A 12,427-nucleotide genomic window follows, 5' to 3' on the forward strand; every position below is an offset into this window, starting at 1 on the left:
AAAGCGGTTTTAAATTGATTTTCTATAGTCCCTTTCGCTCTTGCCTCCTTGCTAAAAGGGGTGCAAAAATACAATTAAATTATTGATATACAAAGCCTACAAGCAAGGTTTCAACAAAAAAAGTATTCCTTTGGTTGGGTGGCAAAATAATAAGAGAATGTTTATCTTGAGACTTCTAATTGTTAACTATAAAAAAGTACCCTTATGAGCGTAAAAGCAAAGTATCAACCTGTACTCGACCTAGGTGAAAAATTGAATGTACAACATGGCGATGTCACCGTTGAGGGGGATGTCCTAAAAATCAAGGGCACGACCAAGACCCAATACGAAAAGAACCTGTTATGGGACAAAATCAAGGAGATTGGTGGGGAAAAGCCATCGGATATCAAGGCCAATATTACCGTGGAGGACGAATCCGTTTACCATAGGCATACGGTGAAGAGCGGGGAATCGCTAAGCAAGATTGCCAAGCATTATTATGGCGATCCCATGAAATACAACAAGATTTTTGAGGCCAACACCAATATCCTGAAGAATCCGGATGTGATCCACCCTGACCAAGTGTTGGTGATTCCCAATTTGTAAAATTGATGAACAGTTCGGGGCCGTTGGTCTCGGACTGTTTTCTTTTGATGGCAATTTAAATCGTTTGCTACTCTTGCAACGCCCTAATAAAATTATAGACCCCCCTACCTTCCGCTACCAACACCCCATCTTGAAATGCCTTCATTTTGGTCACCATGATGCGGTTGCCCATCCGTACCAGTTTACCTTCAAAGAGAAGGTCCTTACCCTCTGCAAACCGCAAATAATCTACCCTCAGGTCAATGGTGGAAAGCTTATCTTCCGGTGACTCAAAATTGGCGATTCCTATGGCGCCTCCTACGGAATCCATGACCGTAGCCATGATGCCGCCATGCCAACGTTTTGTGCGGATATCTCCAACAAAATCTTCACGAAACGGAATCCGTACCCGTATAAATTCCTTTTCGATGGTCACTACTTTTAATCCCAAATAGCGGTGTATCGGAATTTCATCTTCAGCCAAACGAATCAGTTGTTGCCTTGTTTTTTCATCCATAGTCCAAAACTACAATATTTCGCCAAGGACAGGATACCCTGCTGATTTAATGGCTACAGCTGTCGTTTATCAAATCAAAAAATAATAGTGATTAAGGCACATTTTTTTATCGCCCATAAACCGAAAATTACTAAATTTAGTTGATTATCAACAAACTACGATTACCAATCCACAAACCTTAATTTTTTAAAAATCCAACCTATGCATCATTTGAAAACCTTTACCGTATGTTCCGTGATTATGCTTGTCATGGCATGTAAATCGGACAACAAGCACGTTGATACAACCCCTGCCATAGTTTACCATGGTGGAGACATCCTCACCATGGCTGGTGACACTCCCGAATATGTGGAAGCCCTTGTGGTTCGGGATGGTCAAATTATCTATGCCGGAGCCGCTGACGAAGCCATGAACCAAGCGGGCAAAGGTCATCAAATGGTAAATTTGGAAGGCCGTACCATGCTGCCGGGCTTAATCGATGGCCACGCTCACTTTTCATCCTTTTCCGCACAGGCCATCGGAGCACAAATATTACCGCCTCCCGATGCCGGGGCAAAAGACATCCCTACCTTGATTTCGGTTTTAAAGGAATGGAACACACCAGAAAACCGAGCACTTACGGGATGGATCTTTGGGATAGGCTTTGATGATTCTGCCCTAGAAGAAAACAGATTTCCTACCAAACACGACCTAGATCAAGTAACCACTGAGTTTCCCATTATGATTGTGCACATTTCCGGGCATTTTGCCTCGGTCAATTCCAAAGGGCTTGAGCTTTTGGGCATCGATGCCAGCACCCCTGATCCCGAAGGAGGTATCATCCGAAGGGAAGGCAATAACGAACCCAATGGTGTACTGGAAGAACTTGCCGCCATTCCGTACTATGCAAAAGCCTTGACACCGGCGACCGCCGAAGCGGCCAATCGCTTTTTTGAAGCAGGTCAGGAGATGGCCCTTTCCTACGGTTATACCACCGCGCAAGAAGGAAGGGATATGGGGAATGTGGATCAATTTGCACAACTGGCCAATGCCCAAAAATTAAAATTGGATGTGGTAAGCTATGTGGATTACCTTTTTGTGGACAAGTACCTGGACAGCGAATGGAAGAGCAATACCTACAATAATCATTATAGAATCGGGGGAATGAAAGTTACCCTAGATGGCTCGCCCCAAGGAAGAACTGCGTGGCGCACCACCCCCTATTTGATTCCGCCGGATGGCGCCAGCGCGGATTACAGCGGGTACCCTGCCATTCCGCAAGACAGCGTGGTCACGGCCATTTACGACAAAGCCTTCAAAAACAATTGGCAAATTTTGACCCATGCCAACGGCGATGCCGCCATCGACCAAATGATCCGCACCATGAAAACTGCCGCCCAAACCCATGGCAATGAAGACCGGAGGAGTGTATTGATTCATGGGCAATACGTGCGCGAAGACCAATTGGACTCCCTCAAAAAATTGGATGTGATTGCATCCCTTTTCCCGTTGCACACCTTTTATTGGGGCGATTGGCACAAACAGATTATCGGGGACAGCCTGGGCAATAAAATCAGCCCTACACGTACCGCTTTAAACAAAGGCTTGGACATTACCATTCATACCGATGCGCCCGTGGCCCTGCCCAACCTCATGCGCATGGTAGGCATTTCCGTGGAGCGCAAATCCCGTTCTGGACAAGTGATCGGCGAAAACGAAAAACTCACCCCTTACGAAGCCCTAAAAGGAATCACCGAATGGTCCGCCTACCAACATTTTGAGGAAGATTCCAAAGGGACGTTGGAAGCAGGCAAGACAGCGGACTTGGTGATCTTGGACAAAAACCCGTTGAAGGTGCCGGAAAGTGATATCAAAAACATTATCGTATTGGAAACCATTAAAAATGGGGTTTCGGTGTACCAGAGATAGTTTTTAATTGATTTTTCAATTGTAAGCGTGCTGTTATTTCAACGACATTTGATAAAAGCAATCTTTTTTTGATGTTAACAGCATCCTTACTTATACCATTACACGTATGACGAAAAATGGCCTTATCATCTTTTGGTCCATATCTGTTTTATTATTCAGTTGTGGTAATCCTAACGCCAAAACAACCATCGATCATCAAACTGTTAACGAGCAGGCTATTAAAAAAGCCCAATCCGAGTTGATTTTTGACCATACCAAAGTCTTTCCGAACAACACCCAACTCGCTTTCGCCTTTATTAAGAATGGCAGGGTACAGTTCTACGGTGTGAAGAAAAGAAACGACTCCATTCTTTCAGTTCAAAATCATCAAAATGCCTTTGAAATCGGTTCCATTACCAAAGTATTCACCAGTACAGTTTTGGCCGATTTGGTGTTCGACCATACAGTAGATTTGGATGACCCCATCAATCCTTTTTATGATTTTGCGTTCCATAAAAATCAGAAAATCACTTTTAAAACATTGGCAAACCATACCTCGGGACTTCCAAGAATGCCCTCTAATTTTGATTTTGATATCGGTAACCAAGACCCATTTGCGTCTTACGACAGTGAAAAGTTAAGAGCATATTTGACGAATGACATGGAACTATCTTTTGATAATGAAGGAACATATGAGTATTCCAATTTGGGAGCTGGGCTTTTGGGGTATACCTTGTCAAAAATTGAAAAAAAGCCCTTGAGCCAATTGTTCCAAGAAAGGATATTTACAAAATATGACATGCCCAACAGCACTATTGGAAGCGAAAATGTACCCACTTCATTAGTGCAAGGGCAAAGCCCAGAAGGGCGACCGGTGCAAAATTGGAATTTGGCCTCTTTGTCCGGTGCCGGTGACATCATTTCCACTGCTGAAGATCTTTCCCAATTTGTGTTGGCGCAATTTCAAGCAGATGATGAAGTTTTGGCAATGACCAGAGCGGCAACACATGCTCTAAACGAAGATTCCAGTGTAGGTTTGGGGTGGCATATACGAAAAGGGCTATCTGGTGAAAATTGGATATGGCACAATGGTGGAACTGGAGGGTACACATCCTGTTTGGTAATGAATACGGAAAGTAAGAATGCCGTTATTGTCTTATCCAACGTTTCAGCTCTTGGTGACCTTATGATACACATTGACCAACTCTGTTTTGGGCTTATGGAGACTCTTTAGAAGTCGACTTTCACCCCACCTCCTCTATCACCCGTTGCGCAAAATCGTGGATACGCTCAAACTGTTCTTCCAGACCCATATCGCTATTGTCAAACTCGATGGCATCCTTGGCCTTGGTCAGTGGGGAAACGGTACGGGTAGAGTCGATACGGTCGCGCTCCTCCACATTTCTCAGCACCTCCTCATAAGTTACCGCTTCGCCCTTTTCCAAAAGTTCTTTATAACGACGGGTAGCCCGGGTTTCTGGTGAGGCCGTCATAAACAGTTTTAGTTCGGCTTCGGGAAACACTACGGTACCAATATCACGGCCATCCATCACAATGCCCTTATCCTTGCCCATGGCCTGCTGCATCTTCACCAATTTTTCGCGCACTTCCTTAATGGCCGCCACCTTGCTGACAAATCCCGAGACATGCAGGGTGCGAATCTCTTGCTCCACATTATTATCGTTCAAGTACATCTCGGAACGCCCAGTTTCTTCGTTGGGCACAAATTGGAGGTGAATTTCGGATAGTTTGTCTACCAACGCAGCTTCGTCCAAATGCCCGTCCTTATCAATAATGCCCTCTTGCAACGCAAAAAGTGTTACGGCACGGTACATGGCGCCGGTATCTACATAAATATAGTTGAGGCTAGCCGCCAGTCGTTTGGCAATGGTACTCTTTCCCGTGGAGGAATATCCATCAATGGCAATCGTAATTTTTCCCATAGGCCAAAAATAGGCAGAAAAGCGCTTATGCGGTTATGACTTCTGTCAATTAAAGCTCCTTGGCATGTTTCACCTTCTGCTTGGTGATGGCAATATCGATTACCTCGCTCATGTCGGTCACATAATGGAACGTCAAACCTTTCAGGTACTCTTCTTTGATTTCTTCGATGTCCTTTTTATTGTCAGCACAGAGGATAATTTCTTTGATCCGTGCCCTTTTGGCCGCCAAGATTTTCTCTTTGATACCCCCAACCGGCAACACCTTGCCTCGAAGTGTGATCTCGCCTGTCATTGCCAAGCTCTTCTTCACTTTGCGTTGCGTAAATAGCGATACCAAAGAAGTTAGCATGGTAATTCCTGCGCTGGGACCATCTTTTGGTGTAGCTCCCTCGGGTACGTGGATGTGTACATTGTACTTATCGAAAACCGTCGGGTCAATACCGTAAGTCTCTGCATTCGATTTGATGTATTCCATCGCAATCGTAGCCGATTCCTTCATCACTTTGCCCAGGTTACCGGTAATGTTCATACTGCCCTTTCCTTTGGAAAGTATGGACTCGATAAACAAAATATCGCCTCCAACACTGGTCCACGCCAAACCAGTGACCACACCGGCCACATCGTTGTTTTCGTACTTATCGCGCTCCAATCGTGCTGGGCCCAAAATCTTTTCAACGTCCTCGTTGGTCACGGTTACGTTATATTCCTCTTCCATGGCAATGGATTTGGCAGCGTAGCGCACCACCTTGGCGATTTGTTTTTCCAAACTACGCACACCTGATTCGCGGGTGTAACCCTCCACGATTTTTTCCAACTGTCGCTTTCCAATCTTTAGGTCCTTTTTGGACAGTCCGTGTTCCTCCAATTGCTTGGGCAACAAATGTCGCTTGGCAATCTCCACCTTCTCCTCTATCGTGTAGCCCGTCACATTGATGATTTCCATACGGTCACGAAGTGCTGGCTGAATGGTGGATAGATTGTTCGCCGTGGCAATGAACATCACCTTGGACAAATCGTAGCCCATTTCCAAGAAGTTATCGTGGAAATCGCTGTTCTGCTCAGGGTCCAATACCTCCAGCATGGCCGAAGAAGGATCTCCTTGGTGACTGCTGGCCAATTTATCGATCTCATCCAAAATGAATACAGGGTTGGAAGTTCCTGCTTTCTTTAAACTTTGGATGATACGTCCTGGCATGGCACCGATATATGTTTTTCGGTGGCCACGGATTTCTGCTTCATCGCGGAGTCCACCCAAGGACATGCGAACGTATTCACGGCCCAAGGCCTCTGCCACCGATTTCCCCAAAGAAGTTTTACCCACCCCAGGAGGTCCGTACAAACAAAGGATGGGCGACTTCATGTCGTTACGCAGTTTTAACACGGCCAAATATTCAATGATGCGGCGTTTTACATCTTCCAGACCATAGTGGTCCCTATCCAAGATTTGCTGTGCTTTTTTTAAATCGAACTTATCCTTGGAGTATTCGTTCCAGGGCAAATCGAGCAAAAGGTCCAAATAATTGCGTTGGATGGAATACTCGGCCACCTGAGGGTTCATACGGCGCATTTTGGCCAATTCCTTCTCAAAATGTTCCTCTACCTTTTTGCTCCATTTTTTGGTCTTGGCCTTTTCGGTCATTTCGTCCACCTCTTCTTCATACGAAAGTCCGCCCAACTCTTCTTGGATGGTCTTCATCTGTTGGTGGAGGAAATATTCCCGCTGCTGCTGGTCCATATCGCTACGGACCTTGCTTTGGATATCGTTGCGCAACTCCAATTTTTGAAGTTCCATGTTCATGTACTTCAAGGTGGCCAAGGCGCGCTCCTGTAAATTTGGCATCTCTAAAAGCTGCTGCTTCTCGGAAACGGATAGGTTCAAGTTTGAAGACACAAAATTGATCAAGAACGGATTGCTCTGTATGTTTTTGATGGCAAAGGTGGCCTCGCTGGGAATATTTGGATTGTCCTTGATAATCTTGAACGCCAATTCCTTAATGGAATCGATAATGGCCTCGAATTCGCCGCTTTGGTCGTCGGGACGCTCCTCTGCCGCTTCGCTCACTTTAGCAGTGATATAGGGCTTCTCGGTCAAGAGTGCATCGATCTTAAATCGCTTCTTCCCTTGAATGATCACAGTGGTATTGCCATCGGGCATTTGAAGCACCCGTAGGATACGAGCCACTGTTCCCACGGTATTGATATCCTCCGGCCCTGGATTCTCAACGCTTTCGTCCTTTTGGGAAACCACCCCGATGACCTTGGAACCATTATTGGCATCTTTGATCAAATTGATGGATTTGTCCCTGCCCGCTGTAATAGGAATCACAACGCCAGGAAACAAAACGGTGTTGCGTAGCGGCAATAACGGTAAAGTTTCGGGCAGACTTTCCCTATTCATCTGCTCCTCGTCCTCAGGGGTCAACAACGGAATCAATTCGGCATCCTCGTCCAATCCCTGAAGGTCTATATTGTCAAATTTGGTAATTTTCATCTCTCCCATATCATCTTTTCGGTCATTTTGTCATAATTGACCAACGACCCGCATTTTTGTTCAACATCAACAGCCGCATAAATCCCTAAAAATCAATGTTTATAGTGATTTGCAAGCTTAGTATCACCCATTAATTGGCAATTCCTGTGCCATTTAAAATTCAAATTTTAAGAAAAAAGTGTAACAATTGGTAAATTCCATAATCTATAAGACAAACCAATCATTTTTTGAGCCGACAAAATGAACATATTGACACGCTGCTCGAATTGTGCAAGCAGGGCAAACAAAGCGCACAGCTAGAGGTTTACAACCGCTATCACAAAGCGATGTACAATACTGCTTTGAGGATTGTAAAACATACGGCAGAGGCAGAGGATGTGATGCAGGAATCGTTCCTGAACGCATTTACCAAGCTGCACACCTTTAAAGGAGACGTCGCCTTTGGAGCATGGTTAAAGCGGATCGTGATCAATAACAGTATCTATCATTACAAAAAACAGCAGAAAAAACGCGCTGTGGACTTGGATGATGTAATGTACAAGGTCGAAGATAACGATGTAGCTGCTTCGGACCAAAATGGTTATACAGAACTGAAGGCTCAAAAAGTGATGGAAACCATGAAAAGTTTGAAAGACAATTACAGAGTTTCTTTGACCTTACATTTAATTGAAGGGTACGACTACGAAGAAATAAGTGATATCATGAACATTAGCTATGCTAATTGTAGGACCACCATTTCGAGGGCCAAAGAAAGTCTGCGAAAAAAATTGACCGTAAATGTTTAGTTATGAAGAAGGATAATTTAGACCATTTGTTCGAGCGTCTCCAAGGAGAGTTCGATGTGGCGGAGCCGGAAAACGGGCACCAAGAGCGGTTTTTGGAAAAATTGAACCGGCAACAGGGCACCATTGCCTTGGGCAAGAAAAAGACCTCCTGGTGGAAACCGTTGTCCATCGCCGCATCCATAGTCCTTGTGGCCGTGTTGGGATACCAAGCCTTCGGCCCGGAGCCCAGCATTAAACGACAGGTGACCAAAATTGCACCGGAAGTTTCCCAGACCGAGTTCTACTTTGCCAGTTTGATAGAAGCGCAAGTGGAAGAACTCAAGGAAGAAAAAACACTGGAAACGGCCCAACTGGTAGACGACACTTTGGCACAATTGACCAAACTGGACAAAGATTACCGAACGTTGGAGCAAGATCTGGTCGATGGTGGAGATAGCAAGATCATATTAAGTGCGATGATCACCAATTTCCAGACCCGTATTGACCTTTTGAAAGAAGTTTTGAGCCAAATAGAAAATATTAAGAATCTAAAATCACAACATGATGAAAGTTTTACCATTTAAATCCCTCTTTTTCGCCTTGGCTTTGATTCCCCTTGTGGCTATGGGCCATGTGGACAGCGATAAGCTGAACGGCAGGTACACCAAGGAAAAGACCATTAAAAAAGAATACAATGTTAATCCGGATGCGCTCTTTAAGGTAAAGAACAGCTATGGGAATGTTACCCTTACCTCGTGGAACGAGAACCGCGTGGAAATCGAGGTACACATCAAAACCAACGGCAACGATGAAGACCGGGTGCAGGAACGATTGGACGAAATTGACGTGGAGTTTGAAAATAGTCCCGATATGGTCTCTGCCACTACTCGGTTCGGAGATCGTAGCAATAGCTGGGGCTGGAGCTGGGGTGGACGCAAAAAAGTCAGCGTACAGGTCAACTATACCATAAAATTGCCCGTAAAGAACAGTGTTAACCTCAGCAACGATTATGGAAGCATTATTTTGGACCGTATCGATGGCCACGCCAAGATCAGCTGTGACTACGGTAAATTGGAAATTGGAGAGCTACGTGGTCGCAACAATGAACTACGTTTCGACTACACTTCCCGATCAACCTTCGATTACATCAACAGTGCCGAAATCATTGCGGATTATTCCGGATTTACCATCGAAAAGGCAGGCAACCTCAACATTAAGGCGGACTATACCAATGCAGTCGTGGAAGAAATGGACAACCTGCAATACGGTAGTGATTATGGTTCCATCGACGTTAGGAACGTAAACAATGTGGAAGGCAACGGGGACTATATCGGTGTAAAACTGGGCAATGTACACGGGAACGTAGCCATCACCAGCGACTATGGGTCCATTAAAATTGATCGCATGGCCGCCGATGCCGGAAATATTGAGATTGGTTCAGATTACACGGGCATCAAGATTGGTTATGATCCAGCTTACCATTTTGATTTTGAAATCAGTACCGAATATGCCAGTGTGAGCGGCAAGGAAGATTTTGAAATCAACATCAGTAAGGAAAAATCGACCGAAAAATATTATCGTGGGTTCTATGGCAAGGCCAATTCTGGAAACAGGGTCAGCATTACCAGCGACTACGGGGGTATCTCATTTTATCAGAATTAATAGCAATCAAAAAACAATTTAAACACAAGATCATGAAAAAACTTATCACATTTGCGCTAGCCTTAGGAATGATAGCCTGTACCAACGCCCAATGGGGCAAACGGGTCAAAGGAAACGGGGATTACGTAACCCTGGAGCGCTCTGTTGGGGAGTACGATGGGGTCGCACTGGCAGGTTGGTTTGATGTGGAACTGGTTTCTGGAACCGAAGGCGAACTGACCCTTGAAGGCGAATCCAACCTTTTGGAGCATATTAAAACCGAGGTCAAGAACGGAAAGCTGGTCATTAAGGCCGAAAATGGCATGAACCTTAGGCCATCCAGTTGGAACAGGGGCATCCGCATTACGGTTCCCATATCTTCCATCGACTTTGTAAGCCTATCCGGTTCAGGGGACATCGTAGGAAAAACGACCATTCAAGCGGATAAGTTCGATGCCAGTATGTCCGGTTCCGGGGATGTATCGCTGACCGTAGAGGCCAACGAACTGGAAGCTGCGCTTTCGGGCTCCGGGGATATCAACCTGTCCGGAAAAGTAACCGATTTTTCAGTTTCGGTTTCCGGTTCCGGGGACATCAAAGCTTTCGATTTGGAGGCTGAATTTGTAGAGGCCACCGTTTCAGGATCGGCCGATATCAAAGTGACCGCAAACCAATCCTTGGATGCCAGGGTTTCCGGTTCTGGGGACATTCAGTATAAGGGTAATCCCAAAAAGGTACATTCCAAGGCCTCTGGCTCTGGGGATATTACAAAAGTGTAGATCATTAACCCTAAAACCTACCGTTAGCAGACAATGAACTGATTTCATAATTCAACCTCCCAAATCGTTAAATTATGATTAAACTAAAAATTACTTGGAAGTATTGTATCGCTTTCTATTGTATCGGCATGCTTTACGCATCGCTACATGAATTAATCCATCATTTTGCTGGATATGTGGTTTGTGGAGAATGGGGGGTTAAAACCTTCAATTATTTTAGTACCGCGTGCGACGGTGAACCAAAAGCTCACATAGCCACCTATGCGGGGCCCATCTTCACTTTTATCATGATGTACATTGGTGCTTATCTCTTAAATGAAAAGTTTTCCAACTACACGAAGCATTTAGGGTTTGCCATGATTTTTGCTCAAATTCCCTTGCAACGAATGGTGAACCCCTTTTTTAGAATGAACGATGAGTACTATGCCACTGCACAACTGTTTGGAGCAACGGACATCGTGTACTGGTCAGTTATAATCATTATTTGGGTAATTTGTATTCCACCTTTGGTGAAAGCTTTCAAGGCAATTCAAAATAAACATAGAATATGGTGGTTTTTATTCTATTTGGCCCTTTTCCCATATCTTTTGGTGGGCCCATTTTTCATGGGATTGGAATATTTAATGGTACATAAGGAGTTTTTGAATCAACAAATCATTGGTATAGGTTTACTGTTCATTATTAATGAGGTCCTGACCATTGTAGCTTATTATTTTACCAAAAAGTATATTGACCCCTTTAGGGCATAGTTGAATCCAAAATAACCACATAAAAGAGGTCTAAAAAGCGGTAACATTTGAACTTTGTCAGGTTGAGCGCAGTCGAAACCCATTGATTATAAATGTGTCTTAAGTTCTCGACTGCGCTCGAACTGACAGGTAAACTGCTTTTTAGACCTTTCTTTTACATAAATCAAGAGTCATTGTTTTAGCAACGCTCCAATTTCCTTCCAAGTCACCAAATGGATATTTTCCTCTTCTAAGATTTGGGCACATGCTTCACTGGTGAAGAAATTATAGTCCTGTTGGCGCCATCTAGCACCCCAATAGGGATGCTCCACGGACATTCCCTGACTTTCCAAATTATCAAATCCGCAGTGTATGATCATCACATGGACGCCCGGTTCCATATTACGGAGGGTATTGGCATAATAAGCGGCCATGTCCGTATCAAAATCAGCGGGCCCTGCTCCAAATATTTGATTGACGAGAACGGGCTGTTTGGGACCTTCCTTGCCACCCAGTCCTTCGATTTGATGATTGATCATAGCCGGAATACCATACTCCTTGGCCAGATTCACATAAAGCTCGTAGTATCTCGGGTCTGTGGAAAACAAGCACCCCATGTGACTATCCAAGTGGGTAGGTTGGATACCCATGGCAATGGCTTTATCTATTTGGGCCCTTAACTCGATTTCCACTTCCTCAATTTTGGCATTTTTCCAAAGTTGTGCGCAATCGGGATAGAAATAGCCATTGTCGTCCAACAAGCTGGACACCTCTGATTTTGATGCCACCGGCCCCCATCTTAAATAGTTCCATTCACTGGTCAAGGTTAGATGGATACCCATATCATGGTCTGGGTTGGCTTTGGCATATTCGGCCACCTCGGACAACCATGGGGTTGGCACCATAATGCTGGCACTGTTTACGGAACCTTCCTTGAAGGCTTTGAACGTGGCCTGGTTTGCGGTATGCATGACCCCAAGATCATCGGCATGTACAATCAATAATTTGGCATCGGAGGGATATCCTAAACGTTCTTGAACGCTTTTTTGAGCCTGAATCTGTACTGCCATAAATAACAACGAAAAGGAAATAATAAAAATTTGTTTCATCTGC

At 44.7% G+C, this 12,427-nt stretch carries 12 protein-coding genes; 8 read left to right on the plus strand and 4 right to left on the minus strand.

The window, feature by feature from the left end:
* Nucleotides 1-204 precede the first annotated feature (204 nt).
* Nucleotides 205-585 carry a LysM peptidoglycan-binding domain-containing protein gene (locus GGE08_RS13620; RefSeq protein WP_179385431.1) on the plus strand — a complete coding sequence of 127 codons (381 nt, stop codon included), beginning with the start codon at nt 205-207 and terminating at the stop codon, nt 583-585.
* A gap of 67 nt (nt 586-652) precedes the next feature.
* Here GGE08_RS13620 and GGE08_RS13625 read toward each other — a convergent pair whose 3' ends face one another.
* Entirely contained in the window at nt 653-1,081 is a 429-nt protein-coding gene (locus GGE08_RS13625) for a hotdog fold thioesterase (RefSeq protein ID WP_179385432.1), read from the minus strand.
* Between the two features lie 201 nt (nt 1,082-1,282).
* On the opposite strand from GGE08_RS13625, the gene GGE08_RS13630 reads away from it, so the two are divergent.
* A complete protein-coding gene (locus GGE08_RS13630) occupies nt 1,283-2,989 on the plus strand; it encodes an amidohydrolase (RefSeq protein WP_179385433.1) in 1,707 nt (568 codons plus the stop codon).
* A gap of 106 nt (nt 2,990-3,095) precedes the next feature.
* The gene (locus GGE08_RS13635) at nt 3,096-4,202 is read left to right on the plus strand and encodes a serine hydrolase domain-containing protein (protein WP_179385434.1); all 1,107 of its coding nucleotides are present in this window, start codon (nt 3,096-3,098) and stop codon (nt 4,200-4,202) included.
* Between the two features lie 10 nt (nt 4,203-4,212).
* Here GGE08_RS13635 and cmk read toward each other — a convergent pair whose 3' ends face one another.
* Nucleotides 4,213-4,911, minus strand: coding sequence for a (d)CMP kinase (gene cmk / locus GGE08_RS13640; RefSeq protein WP_179385435.1), 699 nt, complete (start codon nt 4,909-4,911; stop codon nt 4,213-4,215).
* A gap of 49 nt (nt 4,912-4,960) precedes the next feature.
* Nucleotides 4,961-7,411 (minus strand): endopeptidase La, encoded by a 2,451-nt coding sequence (lon, locus tag GGE08_RS13645; RefSeq protein ID WP_179385436.1) that lies wholly within the window; start codon nt 7,409-7,411, stop codon nt 4,961-4,963.
* 218 nt (nt 7,412-7,629) lie between these two features.
* Between lon and GGE08_RS13650 the strand changes: the two genes are divergently transcribed.
* From GGE08_RS13650 to GGE08_RS13670, 5 genes are all read left to right on the plus strand, one after another.
* Entirely contained in the window at nt 7,630-8,187 is a 558-nt protein-coding gene (locus tag GGE08_RS13650) for an RNA polymerase sigma factor (protein WP_179385437.1), read from the plus strand.
* Between the two features lie 2 nt (nt 8,188-8,189).
* Nucleotides 8,190-8,750, plus strand: a complete 561-nt coding sequence (locus tag GGE08_RS13655; RefSeq protein WP_179385438.1) for a hypothetical protein — start codon at nt 8,190-8,192, stop codon at nt 8,748-8,750.
* On the plus strand, nt 8,731-9,828 hold the full coding sequence (locus tag GGE08_RS13660) for a hypothetical protein (RefSeq protein ID WP_179385512.1): 1,098 nt from the start codon (nt 8,731-8,733) through the stop codon (nt 9,826-9,828). Before GGE08_RS13655 ends, GGE08_RS13660 begins: the two co-directional genes overlap by 20 nt.
* 32 nt (nt 9,829-9,860) lie before the next feature.
* Complete coding sequence (locus tag GGE08_RS13665) at nt 9,861-10,586, plus strand: head GIN domain-containing protein (RefSeq protein ID WP_179385439.1); 726 nt, start codon at nt 9,861-9,863, stop codon at nt 10,584-10,586.
* A gap of 74 nt (nt 10,587-10,660) precedes the next feature.
* Nucleotides 10,661-11,335: a hypothetical protein gene (locus tag GGE08_RS13670; protein WP_179385440.1), complete on the plus strand. Its 675-nt coding sequence runs from the start codon at nt 10,661-10,663 to the stop codon at nt 11,333-11,335.
* 170 nt (nt 11,336-11,505) lie between these two features.
* On the opposite strand, the gene GGE08_RS13675 is transcribed toward GGE08_RS13670, so the two are convergent.
* Complete coding sequence (locus tag GGE08_RS13675) at nt 11,506-12,423, minus strand: polysaccharide deacetylase family protein (RefSeq protein WP_179385441.1); 918 nt, start codon at nt 12,421-12,423, stop codon at nt 11,506-11,508.
* Nucleotides 12,424-12,427 lie beyond the last annotated feature (4 nt).

Source organism: Allomuricauda sp. ARW1Y1 (genome assembly GCF_013407935.1).
In the GTDB taxonomy this organism is placed as follows: domain Bacteria; phylum Bacteroidota; class Bacteroidia; order Flavobacteriales; family Flavobacteriaceae; genus Flagellimonas.